At 31.6% G+C, this 17,839-nt stretch carries 19 protein-coding genes and 1 pseudogene; 8 read left to right on the forward strand and 12 right to left on the reverse strand.

The annotated features are described in order from the left end of the window. Positions 1-162 precede the first annotated feature (162 nt). Entirely contained in the window at positions 163-330 is a 168-nt protein-coding gene (locus X925_RS10640) for a tyrosine-type recombinase/integrase (protein ID WP_121959681.1), read from the forward strand. Between the two features lie 88 nt (positions 331-418). Here the strand turns inward: X925_RS10640 and X925_RS08450 are convergent, their stop codons facing one another. Further along, positions 419-922 carry a hypothetical protein gene (locus tag X925_RS08450; RefSeq protein WP_121959682.1) on the reverse strand — a complete coding sequence of 168 codons (504 nt, stop codon included), beginning with the start codon at positions 920-922 and terminating at the stop codon, positions 419-421. A gap of 30 nt (positions 923-952) precedes the next feature. Beyond that, a pseudogene (locus X925_RS08455) lies at positions 953-1,225 on the reverse strand (DNA methyltransferase); the annotation flags it as partial. Between the two features lie 375 nt (positions 1,226-1,600). Here X925_RS08455 and X925_RS08460 point away from each other — a divergent pair. Beyond that, positions 1,601-1,795: a hypothetical protein gene (locus X925_RS08460; RefSeq protein WP_121959684.1), complete on the forward strand. Its 195-nt coding sequence runs from the start codon at positions 1,601-1,603 to the stop codon at positions 1,793-1,795. A 54-nt stretch (positions 1,796-1,849) separates the two neighbouring features. On the opposite strand, the gene X925_RS08465 is transcribed toward X925_RS08460, so the two are convergent. Genes X925_RS08465 through X925_RS08475 form a run of 3 tightly spaced genes read right to left on the reverse strand, consistent with a single transcriptional unit; the run spans position 1,850 to position 2,509 of the window. After that, the gene (locus X925_RS08465) at positions 1,850-2,116 is read right to left on the reverse strand and encodes a transposase (RefSeq protein ID WP_121959685.1); all 267 of its coding nucleotides are present in this window, start codon (positions 2,114-2,116) and stop codon (positions 1,850-1,852) included. Continuing rightward, positions 2,107-2,301: a hypothetical protein gene (locus X925_RS08470; protein ID WP_233187768.1), complete on the reverse strand. Its 195-nt coding sequence runs from the start codon at positions 2,299-2,301 to the stop codon at positions 2,107-2,109. Before X925_RS08470 ends, X925_RS08465 begins: the two co-directional genes overlap by 10 nt. Continuing rightward, entirely contained in the window at positions 2,294-2,509 is a 216-nt protein-coding gene (locus X925_RS08475; protein ID WP_121959687.1) for a hypothetical protein, read from the reverse strand. Before X925_RS08475 ends, X925_RS08470 begins: the two co-directional genes overlap by 8 nt. A gap of 118 nt (positions 2,510-2,627) precedes the next feature. On the opposite strand from X925_RS08475, the gene X925_RS08480 reads away from it, so the two are divergent. The 6 genes from X925_RS08480 (at position 2,628) to X925_RS08505 (ending at position 8,936) form a co-directional block, all read left to right on the forward strand. Continuing rightward, on the forward strand, positions 2,628-3,110 hold the full coding sequence (locus tag X925_RS08480; RefSeq protein WP_121959688.1) for a hypothetical protein: 483 nt from the start codon (positions 2,628-2,630) through the stop codon (positions 3,108-3,110). Next, on the forward strand, positions 3,107-3,865 hold the full coding sequence (locus X925_RS08485; protein WP_121959689.1) for a hypothetical protein: 759 nt from the start codon (positions 3,107-3,109) through the stop codon (positions 3,863-3,865). The genes X925_RS08480 and X925_RS08485 overlap by 4 nt, the downstream gene beginning before the upstream one ends. Positions 3,866-5,182: 1,317 nt before the next feature. Next, on the forward strand, positions 5,183-5,359 hold the full coding sequence (locus X925_RS10330) for a hypothetical protein (protein WP_158245446.1): 177 nt from the start codon (positions 5,183-5,185) through the stop codon (positions 5,357-5,359). Positions 5,360-6,287: 928 nt separating this feature from the next. Then, positions 6,288-7,265: an LVIVD repeat-containing protein gene (locus X925_RS08495; protein ID WP_121959691.1), complete on the forward strand. Its 978-nt coding sequence runs from the start codon at positions 6,288-6,290 to the stop codon at positions 7,263-7,265. A 549-nt stretch (positions 7,266-7,814) separates the two neighbouring features. Continuing rightward, complete coding sequence (locus X925_RS08500) at positions 7,815-8,264, forward strand: hypothetical protein (RefSeq protein ID WP_121959692.1); 450 nt, start codon at positions 7,815-7,817, stop codon at positions 8,262-8,264. A gap of 18 nt (positions 8,265-8,282) precedes the next feature. Beyond that, positions 8,283-8,936, forward strand: a complete 654-nt coding sequence (locus X925_RS08505) for a hypothetical protein (RefSeq protein ID WP_121959693.1) — start codon at positions 8,283-8,285, stop codon at positions 8,934-8,936. Between the two features lie 847 nt (positions 8,937-9,783). On the opposite strand, the gene X925_RS08510 is transcribed toward X925_RS08505, so the two are convergent. The 7 genes from X925_RS08510 to X925_RS08540 all read right to left on the reverse strand — a co-directional run bounded on the left by X925_RS08510 (position 9,784) and on the right by X925_RS08540 (position 17,661). Further along, a complete protein-coding gene (locus tag X925_RS08510) occupies positions 9,784-10,014 on the reverse strand; it encodes a transposase family protein (RefSeq protein WP_158245237.1) in 231 nt (76 codons plus the stop codon). Between the two features lie 118 nt (positions 10,015-10,132). Continuing rightward, entirely contained in the window at positions 10,133-10,831 is a 699-nt protein-coding gene (locus X925_RS08515) for a PIG-L deacetylase family protein (protein WP_158245238.1), read from the reverse strand. A gap of 37 nt (positions 10,832-10,868) precedes the next feature. Beyond that, positions 10,869-11,924, reverse strand: a complete 1,056-nt coding sequence (gene rsgA, locus X925_RS08520; protein WP_103065772.1) for a ribosome small subunit-dependent GTPase A — start codon at positions 11,922-11,924, stop codon at positions 10,869-10,871. A 23-nt stretch (positions 11,925-11,947) separates the two neighbouring features. After that, on the reverse strand, positions 11,948-13,198 hold the full coding sequence (locus tag X925_RS08525; RefSeq protein ID WP_103067432.1) for an MFS transporter: 1,251 nt from the start codon (positions 13,196-13,198) through the stop codon (positions 11,948-11,950). A gap of 319 nt (positions 13,199-13,517) precedes the next feature. After that, positions 13,518-14,570 carry a glycosyltransferase family 4 protein gene (locus X925_RS08530; RefSeq protein ID WP_103064849.1) on the reverse strand — a complete coding sequence of 351 codons (1,053 nt, stop codon included), beginning with the start codon at positions 14,568-14,570 and terminating at the stop codon, positions 13,518-13,520. Next, positions 14,551-16,140: a radical SAM protein gene (locus X925_RS08535; RefSeq protein ID WP_103064848.1), complete on the reverse strand. Its 1,590-nt coding sequence runs from the start codon at positions 16,138-16,140 to the stop codon at positions 14,551-14,553. The genes X925_RS08530 and X925_RS08535 overlap by 20 nt, the downstream gene beginning before the upstream one ends. A gap of 21 nt (positions 16,141-16,161) precedes the next feature. Next, a complete protein-coding gene (locus X925_RS08540; protein ID WP_123821463.1) occupies positions 16,162-17,661 on the reverse strand; it encodes a radical SAM protein in 1,500 nt (499 codons plus the stop codon). Positions 17,662-17,839 lie beyond the last annotated feature (178 nt).

Consider the following 17,839-nt stretch of genomic DNA (forward strand, 5'->3'; position numbering starts at 1 on the left):
AAAATAAAGGATTAGAAAGGTAGCAAGGTGAAGCGTAAGACTAAAACACTGATAAATAAAGGAAAAGAAAGGCATGTAGTGACACTTTTGAAAAACAGAGAAAGCAAAAAACGCTTTTTTGCAGTTATTCATGCCTGTTTTAGAATTCTTACGTTTTTGTAACTGTCAAACTCAGGACCTCATGCTTTAAGGCATACATGCGCAAAAAGACTTTTGAACTCGGGAAAAAATTTGGAGGAAGTTCGATATATACTTGGACATACAACCATCTCAACTACTGGGATATACGTAAGATCTGATAGCCATAGTTCAGTACTGGATCAAATATAAGATTACAAGTTTAAAGTCACCTCTTAAAAAGTTCCCCAACTTAACGGGGAACTTTTTGATAAAATAGGTTCTATCACGGCGCCTTTTATCAACTGTTAGTAGATGAGTTTCCCGAAAATTCATCTTTACCTTTCAACCATTTACTCAACATCTCTGCTTTCTCTATCCTACCCAACTTCAGATATGCTTGATATTCGTAATCCAAAGAGAGTACAGCTACTTGCATTCCTTCAACCTCTATAACCCGCTTGTGACGCTCCAAATCTACGGGGCTCTCCCAATTCCCATCTTCAAGCCTCTTTTGAATGTCTCCCATGATCTCTACTTTTATTCCGTCAATCATCAATTCCCCAAAGTGCGAGCGAATCCTCTCTGCAGAAGAGAACCTAACTTTTTTGGTTACGAAATCAGAAAAATGACGCTCAATCTCATAGGCTCCCTGTTTATCAGTCTGGATGTCAATGTCATTAGGCTCTACAGGCATACCTTGAAGTGCAAAACCGAGGCTTCCTGTAACTACCCAGTTCACATTGGTGTTATTCAGTCGATTGTATATTTTGCGCAGAACTTCAAGATACCGTGGGTCTATCATTATATTTTCCCCCCTTGGGCAGCATTTCATCTAATATATTATATCTAAATAAAATTCTCTTATTATTTGTTCTGATAGTTTCACATACTCTTCTTCAATATCATACCCAACGTAATGCCTTCCTGTTTTAATTGATGCAATAGCGGTTTGTGCACTTCCCATAAAAGGGTCTAAAACAACCTCATCCTTATAAGTGTAAAGTTGAATTAATCTATATGGAAGTTCCACAGGGAACGGGGCAGGATGTCCAATTCCTTTGGCTGAGACAGCTGAAAAAGTCCATACACTCTTGATAAACTCAAGAAATTCCTCCTCCCTTAAAAACTTTACTTCGGTTTTTTTATTGCCTTAAGTAGTTTCAATTGATCGTATTATACTATAAAATATCGCTCATGAGATGATTTTTAGAAGAAAGAATAGGTACAACCACCTAAAACAGATGATTTTAACTTCATTGAAAATCACAATAAAAAAATAAAGATAAAAAATCTTTAAACAAAGTGAATTTTTTTGTAGTATAATTGAACCGAAAATTAATAAAGACTAATTATTGTTACTTCCTAAGGTTAAAAGATACACAGATTGAATTAAAAGAACCAAAGGGTAGTTTTTATTTATGAGACACAAAAAATGTTGAGTGTGAATAAAATTGACTGGACCGCTTATTGAGAAGCGATTTTGACAGATCCCTTAAGTATCAACTATGGTCTAGTGGGAGAATGGAAGGTAGTAGAGGTATTTCCTATATATTTATTGAGAACATCTTTAGGTTTTGGAATGAACATGTATGTGTTGGAGTTGTATGGAGAAGTTAGGGTAGCAAGTGAAAACTTTTTGGACCAATATAGACTCAATGATTATCTGCAATATTGAACTTCTCAGTTGCTCCCATCTTATTACTGAAATCATCAACAACGAAACAATCGATCATATAGATTGCATTGAGAAAAGTGAATATATTATTCTCAACAATTTTCCCGCTACAGCTAACACAGCAACAGTATGTGATTTACCTCGAGTACGTAGTTTCATGTAATAATTCTTGAAGTATTCATTGTTTAGAATAGCGACAATGGCAGCGATGTAAACAGCTTTTCTTAGGTACCTGTTACCTTTTCTTTTGATAAACCAACCTTTTTTCATTTGACCTGATTTCTCTGTATGAGGATCGATGCCAACAAAAGCTACCAACATTCTATTCTTTTTTGAAGAGCTAACTCATGCGCATCGTTGCCACTTGCTATTGAATTTTTAGAAAGTGTAATGATTTGGTCCAACTTATTTTTATCGAAATGCAATTGATTATCTATCTTCATCGTATCAATAAGCTGTTTTTTGTTGGCTGTAGCGATCTTCCTTGCAGAAGGGAAATTATGCAATAAATTCATTAAACTCTTGGTAAAGATAGTGGATTGAAAAGATTCCAATTATAATCTTTCTTTTGTTGAACTTCTTAAGGATCTTGTCGAAAGTTGTGAAGCCACTCATGTTCTGTTTGAGTTTACCGCTAACGATTTTGGTCCTATCTGAATTGGAGACGTAGTAATGAAAAGAGTTTTTAGAGATGTCAATACCTACAAAATACATATTTTTTCACCCCCACTTTAGTATTGTTTGAAGATCCGCTTTTAAATAAAATGGTTCTTATATTGTATAATCAAATATCATAGAAGATAGTATACGTTCCTTTAAAGGAGGTCTTATAATGAGTGAACAAAACTACAGGGTCAGGATTAAAAACGGTGAGGTCGAAATTGAAGCCGAGGGAGATAAGGAGTTTGTAGAAAAACACATTAAAGAATTAAAGGAAGAGGTGCTAAAGTTTGCTAAAGAGTCGCCACCTAAAGAGAACTCATCCACTCCAGAAATCTCAACAGAGAATGAGTTAGAAAAGCTATCATTAGTTGAATTCTATAAGCAGAAACAACCAAAAGATCATAACGAAACTGTTCTTGTTTTTGCTTATTGGTTGACAAAGAGAAAAAAGAAAGAAGAATTTAAAACAAAGGATATTACCGCTTGTTATGATGAGGTAAGAATCCGTAAACCAAAAAATACATCACAAAATGTACAGAACGGCGTAAAAAAGGCATTGTTAACTATTGGGTCTGAAAATAGTTACTATAAGTTAACTCTTTCAGGCGAAGAATTTGTAGAAAAAGTATTACCTCGAAAAGGTGAAGAATGACGGACAATATAAAGAAGATACTTTCTAGTAAAATTGACCCAGACCTGGTTGAACATTTATTAGAACATTATAAAAAATTAAAACAAAAATTTTTCCTTAGTCAATATGAGCCAAGCCAGTTGAACTGTGCTAAGTTTGGAGAAGTAGTGATGCGGATTCTTGAAGATATTACCAAGGGAAGTTACACTTCATTTGATAAAACTGTTTCTTTAAATACCCTTTCAAAAAAACTTGAACAGCTGCCTAAGGGTCAATTCCCTGATTCAATAAGAATTCATATTCCTCGGATTCTTCGAGCCACTTATGACATTAGAAGCAAACGCGGAGTAGCACACATAGGAGAGATAACTCCAAATCTTATGGATGCTACTTTTGTTGTTTCAGCATGTGACTGGATTATGGCAGAATTTGTAAGATTATATTACTCCACTGATCCAACCGAAGCACAAAAAATCATAAGTTCAATTGTCGAAAGAAGAGTACCTATTATAGAAGAATTTGGAGGAGATATTAAAGTTTTAAGTCCAAATTTAACCGTACCTGATAAAATTTTGGTAATTCTTTACAAAAAGTATCCTGATTATGTTTCAACCAGTGATCTTAAAAAATGGATAAAAACTAAGTCACCTTCTCATATTACAACTGTTTTAAGTCGGTTAGATAATAATGCTAATATCCACCGCAAGAAAAAAGAAAACATAATTACCAGAAAAGGCATAGATTATGTTGAAAAGAAACTATTAAGGGATCTTTAATTCGCCAACCATCATGGCTCGCCCTTTGGGTTGCCTAACGCAACATATACGGTTTACTTCGTTCACCCGAATTTCCTTCGGCAACCTTTCCTATCCGGAAACGTTAGGCGAAATACTTGCAAATTTAGAAAGAAAAATGTTGCATTATGAAAACCATGGGGGTGTTACTACTAAATGAGTTTGAATGAGAAATTTTTACTAACATCATTTCTTCAGTATAATTACTTTCCCCCACAGAAGATTGGTAAAGAAGAACTTCCATCTATACTGAATCGAAAAATTTAACTCCTGAAATTTCAGAAAAACTGATAAGGTTACCATATAGAAAAAAAGGTTATAATCAAGTTGAGTATAAACTGACAAGATATAATAATGTACCAAGACCTTTATCTATACCACATCCCTTTCCTTACGCAAAGCTATGTCATTTATTGCTTGATAATTAGGAAGATTTGGAATATATTACGCAAACAAAAAACATTTTGATCATTCCTAAATCACATAAAGATAGTCGGATTATCATAATGGATTATGAAAATATTAAAAACAATATTGAACGGCACGTTGAACTTTCATTTAATAAAAAATTTTATGTAAATACTGATATTTCCAACTTTTACCGAGTATTTACTCACATTCAATTCCCTGGACATTAGTTGGATTTGAGACTGCGAAAAAAAATAATGATTCCAAGGAATGGTTCTATGAAATTGACAAGTATCAAAGACTTATAAAAAGAAATGAAACCAACGGAATTCCCACGGACCGGCATCATCCAATATTATTTCAGAATTGATTTTAGTAAGAATTGATAAAACATTAAAAGATGAAAGATTTGTATTTATGAGATTTATTGACGACTACACCGCATATTTCAATACCTAAGAAACAGCAGAAGAATTTATTCGAAGACTATCGGAAGAATTAGCAAAGTACAAATTATTATTAAACATTCAAAAAACTTCTATTAAGCAATTTCCATTCCTATCTTCATCTGAATGAATAATAGATCTAACAACGCATATGCTTGACAAAGATAATATTACCTATACAAAAATGATCCGATTTTTAGAGTACGCATTAAATAAACAAGCTAACACTCCAGATGGTAGCGTACTCAAATATGGTATTAAATCTATTATCTCTAATGTTAAAAATGAAACTGCCAATTTACTTCTTCAATACACATTAAATTTATGTATAACATATCAAATTCTTATACCGCTATTGGATACTTTGTTTGATAAAATAAATTTTAGCTCAGTAGATTCAAATTTAATCACTAAACAATTATTGAATATACTTGAAGTACACGCAATGAACAGACGTTCTGATGCAATGACATGGGTGTTTTATTACTTAAACAAACTATCCCAATCCATACCTAAAGAAATATCAGAAAAAGTAATCAAATCTGAAGATTGCATTGCTATCTTACCTCTTTACTTGTCAAATCAATATGATGATAAAATAGTGGTTTTTGTAATAGGTTAGATAAAAACAATCTTTTCCTTTTAGATAAGTATTGGTTACTTCTATACCAGTTATTTTTTGATGGAAAAATTTCTAATCCATGCAAAGATGATAATGACAAAGGTGAAATGTTTAATATTTTCAAGAAGGAGAAGGTAAATTTTGTTGGTTCTATCACTAAAATATTGGATAATTAAATTGGAGTTAAATTAAGTTTACCCATTGCAATAAAGAAAAACAGAAAATACTTTGTTGCATAAGAAAGTTTCTTGTAATCGAATATCTATTCAAACTCAAGTACCAAACCATTGGCTTGAACTGTGTCAAGATATTGATATTCCATCAATTCATAGAGGCTGGTTTTATCTTTCTTGATAAGAGTGTTAGAATTTTTCTAACATTTTTTGAAAGAGAACCAAAAAGTATTTTTGTTATATATTATATATTTAGTTTTACACTATATAATACTTCTTACAAGATTATAACTTATTTACTATTAAAATAGTTATTTTTGTTGAATATAAATAGATTTAATATATAATTTATCTATAACGTAAAATAAGATTTATAATGTATATATGATCTTTGAAAATTAATATATAACAAAACAGATCAACAATAAACTAATGATTCAAATTTTTCCAATGATTAATGAAAAAGCAGTGAATTTATTAGAAATTATTCCTTGATTCTTTTTATAATTTCAATGGTTTTTTATCGAGATCTGCTAATTTTAGCTTATTAGTTTGATCGAGGCGGATATAAATGAAACTCTCTTCTTTAGGTTTAGGAATGAACATCAATGTGTTGGAACTGCATGGAGGGATCAATGGTGTAGCACGTGCGAACTTTTAGGACTATTACAGATTCGAGGGATTATCCGCAAGTTTGAATTTGGAAATAGGATTCTAAAAGAAAAATTATAACTCAGAAAAGGGGGTAAGAAGAGATGGAAAAGGCAGGAGCATTTTTATTAGCAATTTTGATAGGTATGCTACTTATGTTGTCAACGTCACCACAAGTAGCTGAGGAAGAATCAGAAGATATAATAGTTGCGACAGGAGTAGAAGGGATAGACATATTTGATGTAAGAGATCCAACAAATCCAAAGCATTTGTCGCATTTGGAAACTATGTGGGAAGCACATGATGTATTTGTAAAAGATAACAACGCATACGTTGTAACAGCAGGTAGTTTATCAGCTAGTTTATTGATAATAGATGTAAGTCTACCATCTAGTCCGCAAGAAGTGGCTCATTACGACTTACCATATGCCGCAAGTGGTGTTTTTGTAAAAGATAATTACGCATATGTAGCAGATTATGGAAATGGCTTGGTAATAGTAGACATAAGTTATCCAACAAATCCTAAAGGAGTGGGGCATTACGACACAGCAGGTTTGGCAGGTGAGGTTTATGTAAAAGATAATTACGCATATGTAGCAGATGGTTTGAAAGGCTTGGTAATAGTGGACATAAGTGATCCAACAAATCCTAAAGGAGAGGGGCATTACGACACACCGTATTGGGCATATGAGGTTTTTGTAAAAGGTGATTACGCATATGTGGCAGAGGGTAGGAATGGCTTGGTGATTGTAGACATAAGTGATCCAACAAATCCTAAAGGAGTGGGGCATTACAACATACTAGCTGATGCATGTGGTATTTATGTAAAAGGTGATTACGCATATGTGGCAAATGGGGATAATGGTTTGGTGATAGTAGACATAAGTGATCCAACAAATCCTCGAAGAGTGGGACATTACGGCACACCACTTGCGGCATATGGTGTTTATGTAAAAGGTGATTACGCATATGTTGCAAATGGGGATAATGGTTTGGTGATAGTAGACATAAGTGATCCAACAAATCCCCGAAGAGTGGGACATGACGCTACATATCAACTTTGGAATTTGGTGTTTATGTAATCAGTTTTTTCTTTTATAATATTATTTTCCATTTTCTTACCATAATTTAATTCTGATCTGAAGTCACAAAACATCGGGTAGGAGGTAGATAATTAATTTATCTACCGCCTTCTCACACCACCCTACGTACCCATCGGTATACGGCAGTTCAACAGAATTGAAGTTTTAGGTTATACGTTTCCATGATCGAAATTAACCCCACTTCCTTAAGGCGTTTATTAGTTAGTGTCATTGAAAGTATGGGTATTATCAGTTCCGCTAATTTGCTACAATTTTTTAGTTGTTACTTCTTTATATATCACCGATTAGCTTTGAGAATTATTTGTGTCTTATCCATATTATAAAAGTTATATCTCGCTTTTTTATACCTAGATCATTTATAAAAACTTGGTTCTTTCCCAAAAAATGTGGGAAGATAAAATGACATATGAACAAAGGATAAAATAACCTGGTATAATTTAAGGAAAGAACACGAATCAAAGACATCAAATTATGATCTAACCAATCTTTTTCACAGACATTTAATATGATCTAGTGGGAGGATTACTCATGAGCTTAACTACCTTTGTGGAGAAAAACGAGGTCCGAAAGAAAATAGATGAAAATTTTCCGAAACCTTCTTTAGGAATAACAGAAGGGAGAATAGTAGCACCACCTAGAACAAAAAATTATACACTTGTTGGGACTGCTTTTGATTATCTTTTCCGTTTTTGGTTGGAAGCAAATAACGAAAATGTGGAAACGGGAATATGGATTGCTCATCAATCGCTACTATCACTTATTAAAGAATCGTTTTTCAAATTTTTCGAAATAGAGAAAAAAGATCATACTTTTCTCTACAAAAAAATGGATTTTGTTAAAGCTCTAGACCGTGAATTTATGGAAATTATTAAAGAGACGGAGGATCCTAAATGCTGGCCCTCTCCGTTTTCTATTAACACTGTATCAGACATAAAAGAAGGGAAAGTCTATGAAAACCTAGCGGAATTGGTCCAATAATTATCTAATGAAATTGAATTGGAATGGGTTTCCACCCAACCTGCTTTGTTTAAAAAAGTTTGTGAGTCTATTGCTAGAGCTGAATTCGAGTATAAAAGATATATACAAAGCGGTGATCTTTCTGATAAATTAATTGAAGCATCAATAGATTTGGCGAAAATCGATGGAATTTATCGAGGTGGTGGAGTTCGTGGGACCTTAGGGAAATACGAGAATGGAGATATCGAGGACCTAAAGAAGCTGGTAGAAGTTATTCCAAAAGAAGAGTTCGCGAAAGCTAACAGGTATCTACTCAATCCCACTTTCGGGGAAGCGTCATCGCTAGTGGGCGGAGCTGATTGCGATATAATAATGGATGATACGCTGATCGATATTAAAACTACTAAGTATCTGAAATTAGACATTCGTTACTGGCGGCAACTAGTTGGATACTGCGCTTTAGCGGATTTGGCTAAAGAAGAAATGGATTATTTTCCGAGAATTAAGCAAGTTGGCGTATATTACTCGCGACATGGTCGTTTGTGGACCACTGATGCAAGTCAAATCTACGAGAATAGCGGTTACGAAAATTTTAAGAAGTGGTTTAAGAAGGCGCCAAAAGAGATCTGGAAGCGAGAAAGAGAGGAAATACTGCAACAACTAATTGATCGTCGCAATCCGGGGCATTCTTAGCGTACTTGCACGTGTTACCATCTCTTCGATATTCGTCTCAGGACGAAAAATAATGGCACCTCATAGAAAATACTGAAAGGTGTAGAATCGTCTTAGTGAAAAATATAAAGAGGTAAAATAAAAACAGCTTTTAACGTAGCTTCTCATCTTTTGAAAAATTTTCTTTTTTCAAAAGATTTTCTACAAATACATTATTAAAAAATAATCGAAAAGTTATATTTTTTAATAATCTCTGTCGGAAAACCTAAGTTTTCCGACATAGTGAATTAAACAATCTAAAGTTACTAATTTTAACCTCTAAAAACCTTTATCTATGCTAATTACACATTACCTCTTTGTAAGAAGGCCTGAGAGCCTTTGAAATTTTAAATAAATATGAAAACTAATATATTAAATTTAATTCTCAAAATTAAGCGTTTTACGAAGACCCTTTTCTTTAGGACGTGTTAGATAAAAAATTTTACCTTCATTTAAGATGAAAATTTAATTTTTCCTCTTTATCCAGGAATCCATTTTATATACATTGTATATTTATATCATTTTGTATATATTCACAAAGCTACACTAACTAACATACTGGTTCTTTCCACTGATTGTTGAACCCTACCCATTATCCTCAAGAAAAAGATCTTTCTGTCTCAACATCTCAAATTTGTTTCTTCCATACATTATCCTTTTGATAACTTTTACTTCATTCACAGAACCTTCTGCTAGTCAATTGTTGTATTCATATATGATAGCATTTCTAACCGCTTGCATATCTCTTTCCAACCTTTTCGTTCTTTTGAATTTTGGCTCCACAAAGTCAAGAGGTTCAGCAAACGTCTTTTTCTTACACTCTTTGTTTTCACAGAACATCTTTCTTCTTATTACAACTATCGTTGTTTTTTTTACCTTGTATCGGTAAATCTTGAAAGCTTCTTTCATACCTTGAATGTACTTTTTTGGATGGCTTCCCACAATACGGACAGGTTACTTCTTTTTTAGTTGATTTCACCCAAATCGTTATTCTATCTCCTGATACCTCATGTTTAACGTATTCTAAGTTCTCATCCAACAACTTAACTATTTCTTCCATTCCCCTCATCCTCTTTTAAGTGATTTTCATCAATTATATTACCAGAGGCTAATCAAGTCAATCGTTGATGGAAAGAACCACTTTTCGTTTAGTAAGTGCAAATAAAAGCTTGTTTAGATTAGAAAACAATATCAAATATATTTTTTATGGTAATTTTTTTATAGGAAATTATTTCTTCTGCGTAATCAGTATTTATTAATGATCCACAATATTTATCTTTAGCAAGAACTTTTTGAAAAATTCGAGTGTTGGAATATGTCTTAACGCGAGAATTATCTTGAATAAGTTGACTTCTATATTTAGACAAAATATTCAATTTCTCTTCAATTACTGAAGATATATCTATAAACATTGATCCCTTTCCATTATACAAGTTTTGAGAATAAAAAAAGAGATATTTACACGTATGCTGTTCGCCCAGCTCAGGATATATGTTTAATCCAGCCTTATATGTCGCATTTTTTACTAACAAATAAGACTCAAAATGGTCAGGATGTTCATCAGTATAATGAGAAGTTAAAATAACGCCCGGAGTATACTCTCGTATAATCCGAATAATTCTCTTTTGTTGATCAATAACGGTATGTTGAATATTAGCATCTTCAAAAAATAGACATTTTGTACTAATATTTTTATACCTATTTTCCACAAATTTAGATTCTTTAAGTCTTTCAATTTTATCGCCGTTACTTGAATGCTCCCCAGCACTCAAATTGATGATTTTAATTTTATATTCATTAGCATGAAGTAAAATAAAACCACCGATGGAAATTTCTGCATCGTCTGGATGGGGAGAAAAGATAAGAATGTTTATCAAAAATATGTCACCTCCTTTCCTCTGCTTGAATAAATTTTTATTTTCTCTTTTTGCTCTTTTTCATTTTTTCTCGCTCTTCTATTTCTTTATTTCTTTTCTTATTGATGTTGAAGTCTATCTTACTTTTCATAAAATTCTCTTCTCGTTTTAACTTAATGAAATTTTTATATCTATCCTCACTTATTATTCCGTCTTTTACCCCTTTTAATACAGCACATCCTTTTTCAACTGTGTGGGTGCAATTCCTAAATTTGCAATGTAAACTCAATTCTTCGATGTCTGAAAAAGCGCTGTTTGAATTGTAACTACTCCATAAAGAAACCGAACTTAAGCCAGGGGTATCTATTATACATCCTAATCCTTCTCCGAGATAAATAAGTTTTCTGAAGGTTGTAGTATGTTTGCCTCTTTGAGTTTTTTTACTAATTTCTCTTGTTTTGAATATCTCTTTACCAGCAATGTGATTGATTAAGGTTGATTTACCAACACCGGATGAACCTATAATTACGGAAGTAGTTCCTTCAAGTAAGTAAGGAAGAAGTAATTTTATGCTAGAATCTTCGTAGATACTTGTTGCTATCACTTCAAGATTAGGATAAAGTTCCTTTATTTTTTTAATATTCTTTTCAACATTTTCTGCAAGGTCTTTCTTCGTAAGCACAAGAAGGCTCTTAGAATTTGGGCAAGAGAAAGCATATAGATATTTTTCCAATAATCGTAAGCTAAAATTCTCATCAGTTGACATACAAAAAATTATATAATCCACGTTACAGGCAATAATTTGTTCTGAAAATTGTTTACCCCTCATTTTCCTGGAGATCCTATTTTTTCTTCGAAAAAGGTGATCAATTAAAACTTCTTTTTCATTACCTGTATATTGAATAGAAACCCAATCTCCCACATATGGGAATTCTTTTGCATCTTCAATTTCATAGCTGTATCTCCCTTTAAGTTTCCCAATCAATTCACCCTTTGGTGTCATAACAAGATAATTTTCTTTACTGACAAAGGTGATTCTACCAATATTATCATTAATTGGACTATCTCTAAAAAAATTAAAATAACCATATTTCTTCATTATTTCTTCAACCATTAAAAATCCTCCTTATTACAAATTCATTCTTTTGGTTTTGCTATGTCTTTTAAAATAGAGGCTGATAAAAAGTACATTAAGAAAAATCCTCCTGCTGATAATATTAATGTCCAGTAAATAGGATAAAAATCATTCATAATTCCATATATCATCTGTCCAAGAGGAATAGAGATAGTAGCAAGAAGATTGACTATGGAGATAACCCTTCCTAAAAATTTAATTGAGACTAATGTTTTAAACATAACTGATGATGCGATATTCATAATTTCTATTATGGCAACAATTATACCGCTAGCTATGCATAAGATAATTATTGTTGAAAGTTGACCGAGAATTTGAAAGTAATTGAAAATGACAATGGTGGCTAAGACTGTAAAACCAATAGTAATTCCGAAGATTAAGGGAGGTAATAAATTAGCGGCGTCTTCTTTTTTTAGTAATTTCATGGCTATAAATGGAGCTATTAAAACCATCACCGATAAAATAGCCTCGTAACCACCAAATACTATATCAGAGACATTCAATTTATTTCTTAAAAAAAACACTAAGCTTATGTTGAAAGCGGAGGTGAGGAAAAAGTTTGTCAGTGGAGCGAGGATTACTAATTTTCTTAAGAATGGTTCTTTTTTTACAAGGTTAACCCCATCTAAAAAATCTTTCCAAATTGTATTTTTAACGTTTTCTTCACCATCTTTAATATCCTGAGTATGCATAAAAAGAAGAAGCACAGATCCGAGGAATGATATAACGCCTGCCATTATTAGTCCTACACCTACTCCAATGGTGGCATAGAACGTTGCTGCTAAAAGAGGACCAATAATCCCCACTATCCCTTCATCAATATCTGCAAAAGAGGTTGCCACACCTATTTCTTCTTTTTTTACTATAAGGGGTATTATTCCAACGGATGAGCTACTATAAAATGTTTCAAATGTTTCCAATAATATGACTAATACATAGATTATCCAAATAGTTAAAATAATTCCTGATTCATGAAGTATTCCAAATAAGGCTATTGTGACTCCTGAACAAAGCCCTAAAAAAAACATCCAGTTTCTTCTGTCGAAACGATCCCCAAAAACTCCTGCAATGGGGGAAAATAACAATCTTGGAAAGATAGTTATGGATAGCATAGTTGCAAAAAGAGTAGCAGAACCTGTTGTATCCAAAACATACAATGAAAGCATAAATTGAACAATGTTGCTTGCTGCCATAGTAAAAGCACTGCTAAACCAATAGAACATATAATTCCTGTTGTGAAATAATTCTTTCAACTTTTAGACCTCCTAAAAAGTGCGTGTATAAGCAATTGAGTAACTTTTTATATCCCATCGGATCTTAAAAAGAGACTCACCTTTTTAGAAAGGTCTATTTTTACAAACCGAAGGGATAGCCGACTTTCGAATATTTGCTATTAGTATACATAATATATTCATATTCAGCATAGAACCACCCCTTTTTCGGTTTTTATTCAAACTTAGATATATTATACAACGTTTTTCCCTATGAACTTATTTCAGATGTTATTTCCTTATTTTTTCTGTAGCAACTCTTTTCGGCACAAGAAAACCTTACATATTGTACTCTTTGCAATTAACTCTGCTCAAGTACTTCAACCAAATTGGTAGTTTCAAATCGTTTGGAATTTTGTAAAGCCTTTTCTTTATAATATGAGTATTTACTTGGATCATATAATAGCAATTTTACTTTTTCTAACCATTCTTGAATATCTTCGGGATTTTCTACAGTCATTTGTTCATTGCCAGCTGCTTCTGGTATACCTCCAATATGACTAGCTAAAATCGGTATTGAATTTATATTAGCTTCTACTATTCCTCTTCCAAAACCTTCCTTACACAAAGAAGGGAGGAGATAAATTTTGCCAGTTTCATATATCTTTTTTATATCTTGTTGTCTTTGTTTTAATGTAATATTAGGAATGCTATCAATTTCTTGTTGATATTTCAAAGGTGCAGGTCCCCAAGTTTCATAAATAACAAACTCTTCATTTTTGAAAATCTTGGCAAGAGATAATATTATTTCTATGCCCTTAACTTTGATAGGATTAAAAAAAAGTATTCGCTTTTTTTTATATTTTACAGATAAAGATTTATATTTTTGTTGAGGAAATAAAGGATAAACAACTGTTGTTTTTGATTGAAGCTCACTAGGTAAACGGTTACGAATGTCATTTGAAATGCATATAATTCTTGAAACAGTATTTGACCGAAGTACATCGAACTCATTATTTGAAATTATCATATTTTCTGAAGAAAAGTGACTGTGAAAAAAATAAATAATTTTACATCCTTTTTCTACCGCATATCTACTTAATTCATATAATCCGTTTAATTGAGAAAATATAATATCTGGTTTATATTTATTAATAAGTGGCAAAGCATAATAATAAAAATTTTCTCTATTAGGGGAAAAGCATCTTCCAAAGACATCATTCACTTCTTCGTATTTTCCTTTTATAATTTTTTCATATTGCTTAGTATACAAATAATACCTTTCATTACAATTAATAGTTAACACATTGTAGCCCAACATCGCCAAAAACTCCAAAAAATCATTCATTGTTTCTTCTGCGCCCGATAATTGATAAGGAGGGAAACTGTTTGAATTACAAAATAGGATTTTCATTTTTGTATTTAATAGCTCCTTTAGCAACAGCAAATTCAATCATTCTTCCTACATATTCATAAATGCTTTCTAAACAACAAGTATAATTATTGATACATAAAATTCTATCGCAAAGATCTTGTATAATGCCTCTATTTTCCGCCACCTCGTTAAAAATCTTAGCAAATTTTTCTGTATTTATCTTGTCCAATAAAGTGGCAACTTCATTTTTATGAATCACATAATCAATTTGAGAAAATAAAAGTTGTATTGCTAGCGTCTTACCATTCACCCTAAAATTTTCTAAGGAACTATTCAAAAAGCTATAAGGAATAAAATTCAAAAAAATAGCATGTTTGTATTCGAGATTATTACTTAAAATCACTCCTTTCTCACATAAGTTCTCATTGAATTTTGTACCTAAGAAAGGTGTTGCAAAGTAACGAGAATAAATAAACAAAGATTTTTTCTTTTTATATTTTTTTAAGGATTCGTAAGTCTCAAAAAGAGTTTTCATTGTTTCTCCATCATAAAAACACATAATTAGAAACTCAATCATTTCAAATTCTTTTTCACTCAACAAATTATAAGCTTCAATAAAAGCTGTTTTTTTATTTTTTTTATTCATATTATTATATAAATCCTCATTTTGAGTTTCAAAGCCTAATTCAAATCCTTTACAACCACATTTTTTCATTCTTTCTAAAAGATGCCTATTTTTGCAAATGATTTCAGGCCTTGATAAACATATCCAATTGAACTTTAGCCTTTCTTTCTCAATTAGCCAAAGGAATTCATCCATCCATGTATCGCTAAATAATAAGTTATCATCATAAAAGTGATAATCAGAAATGTTATATTTTTCAATTTCTTTCTTAATTTCGTTAAACACTAAATGTGGTGATCTATACCTAACCGTCGTACCCCAAGTTAGATGGGTGGAACAAAAATCACATTTATACAGGCAACCTCTGGAAGCTATGATTGGTAAAGCATGTGAAGCTTTATTAATGTGGATATTCTCATTGTATCGTGTTAAATCAAAAATTTCCCAATTAGGAATTCCATATTTGTCAACATCATCTGAAAGATATATACATTTTTTTATATTTTCTCTTTCAGCTTGATCATATTTGGAGTTCATAACGATATTAGGAGGGTACTCCAGATTTTTGCATTCAAAAAAGACTTTTTTCAGTATTATTTCTAATGCTTCCTCGCCTTCACCGATGACGGAAAAATCGGCGCCACATTTTATAAACAGTTCAGGATCGACACTTACATGATTCCCACCACAAATAATTATTGGAGAAATATTCTTTTTGATTTTTTGAATAATATCTAAAGATTGAACTACTTGCATTGTTTTTACTGTTATAGCTAATGCATCTGGTCTTATTTCACAAATTCTTTTTGAAATTTCATCAGTAGATAATTCGTCAGGCAACGCATCAAGCAAAAAGCACTTTACTGAATTGCCAAAAACTTTATTAATATAAGAAAATAACATCGCTATCCCTAAGTGTGGAGGTTTATAAGTTTCCATTCCTTCAAATGGTGGTCTAACAAAAACCATTTTAATTTTTCTCAATTTATGTTCCCTTCCTTAAAATCAATTATAATTAATATGTCGGTAATATTTTTTGATCTTATTATCTAATAATTTACATAACTTACTTTTTTTAAATTCATCATATGAACACACCCCAAATTTTTCGCTCATTGTTAAAAAGTATTCAAATACCGCATACTCTATATGTATAAAGAAAAATAGATCTAATCTATTTTCTCCAGAATTAGGTTCTTTTTCGCTTATTGAAAGTACGAGTGAACTAAGAGATACATCATATTCATTTTGAAACTGACACATAGCATGATATAAACTCGATACGTCACTATTTACGAATTTAGGCACACTTTTACCATGTATGCTACCTTCATAAAATTGATGATATTTATTATAATAAGTAGTACCATAAAAAGGTATTAATGTTTGATATAAATTTTCTCTTGTATCATAATTGCAAAGATTGTTATTTTTCAAAAAATCAAACGAAATTCGAATATCTCTAAGAGATTCCAATGCCTCAAACATGATTATAAAAACGCTTATGTCAATATTACAACTTCTTAGAATATCAATAGCTTTTTGGTTTATTTTGTTATCAGTTTGTTTATTATAACGCTTCAAGACCTCGTTGCTATTTGATTCTATACCTAAACTAATATGAAGCTTCCCACTATTTGCCAGCTCTATTATAGTTGTTTTATTATTAACTATTTGATCACTTCTCGTTTGAAAACTAATTTCTATGTTCGGATATAGTTTCCTTAGTTCTTCAATTATTCTTTTAGCTCTTAATGGATTTACAAAAAAATTATCATCAATAAAACTCACACATCTATATTTTAATTTTCCAAACTCTAACTTACATTCAGCCAAAACGTTTTCTACAGAGCGTGCTAACCAATAATTGCTTTTACAATTTACACAATAAGAGCAATTATAAGGACAACCTCGACTTGAACAAATCGTTAAAACCTTTTGTGAAACATCTATTAATTTTTTATTGTTAAAATCATAAATTATATCCTCTCTATTTCCAAATGGGATTTTATCTAAGTCAAATTTTACATTGTAGGTTGAATTCTCTTTAATAATATTATGATTATCTCTATAAATTAATCCCGGTGTTTTATACATACGCGAAGTACCAAAATTGATGACAAAAAACAAAAAAGAATATTCACCTAATCCCCTTATAGCAAAATCAACTTTTGGAAAATCTTTTAAAATTTTATCTCCCGCTAGAGAGGCGTGATGTCCTCCTACAATTATTATATTATTCCGATCTTTTAATTGATCGATAAATAATGCTGTTTGATCAAAAATTAATGAATAACTTGATATTCCTATGATATCATAAGCTTTTAGATCATATTTCATTATTAGTTTCTCTGTAGTTAGTTCAGTAGCTGAAAAATCAAATAAATCACAATGAATTCTATTTCTCTCACACAAAGCCTTAATATACCCTATACCTAAAGGGAAAGTAGGTTTTAGTGAAATAATTCTTCCTTTCTCAGGTGGAAGAAGTAGGGCAATTTTCATGCTCTGCAAGGTACTAAAATTGCTAATAGAATTCCATCTCCTTTCTTAATTAAAATTATTATCTTCAAAAATTCTAAAACACTCATTTTAACCGTCTTTTAATACCTTCAATATTAAAAAATTGCCTCCTTTGAGCACAATTTGTTCGATACCACATCCGGTTCTCTTCCAAAAAGTG

Source organism: Petrotoga sp. 9T1HF07.CasAA.8.2 (assembly GCF_002895585.1).
Lineage (GTDB): Bacteria > Thermotogota > Thermotogae > Petrotogales > Petrotogaceae > Petrotoga > Petrotoga mobilis.

Coding starts and splice junctions, on each gene's coding strand:
- X925_RS08450 (WP_121959682.1), bottom strand. CDS start 922: ATGATAGACCCACGGTATCTTGAAGTTCTGCGCAAAATATACAATCGA.
- X925_RS08465 (WP_121959685.1), bottom strand. CDS start 2,116: ATGTTGGTAGCTTTTGTTGGCATCGATCCTCATACAGAGAAATCAGGT.
- X925_RS08475 (WP_121959687.1), bottom strand. CDS start 2,509: ATGTATTTTGTAGGTATTGACATCTCTAAAAACTCTTTTCATTACTAC.
- X925_RS08480 (WP_121959688.1), top strand. CDS start 2,628: ATGAGTGAACAAAACTACAGGGTCAGGATTAAAAACGGTGAGGTCGAA.
- X925_RS08485 (WP_121959689.1), top strand. CDS start 3,107: ATGACGGACAATATAAAGAAGATACTTTCTAGTAAAATTGACCCAGAC.
- X925_RS10330 (WP_158245446.1), top strand. CDS start 5,183: ATGAACAGACGTTCTGATGCAATGACATGGGTGTTTTATTACTTAAAC.
- X925_RS08495 (WP_121959691.1), top strand. CDS start 6,288: ATGGAAAAGGCAGGAGCATTTTTATTAGCAATTTTGATAGGTATGCTA.
- X925_RS08500 (WP_121959692.1), top strand. CDS start 7,815: ATGAGCTTAACTACCTTTGTGGAGAAAAACGAGGTCCGAAAGAAAATA.
- X925_RS08510 (WP_158245237.1), bottom strand. CDS start 10,014: ATGGAAGAAATAGTTAAGTTGTTGGATGAGAACTTAGAATACGTTAAA.
- rsgA (WP_103065772.1), bottom strand. CDS start 11,924: ATGGTTGAAGAAATAATGAAGAAATATGGTTATTTTAATTTTTTTAGA.
- X925_RS08530 (WP_103064849.1), bottom strand. CDS start 14,570: ATGAAAATCCTATTTTGTAATTCAAACAGTTTCCCTCCTTATCAATTA.
- X925_RS08540 (WP_123821463.1), bottom strand. CDS start 17,661: ATGAAAATTGCCCTACTTCTTCCACCTGAGAAAGGAAGAATTATTTCA.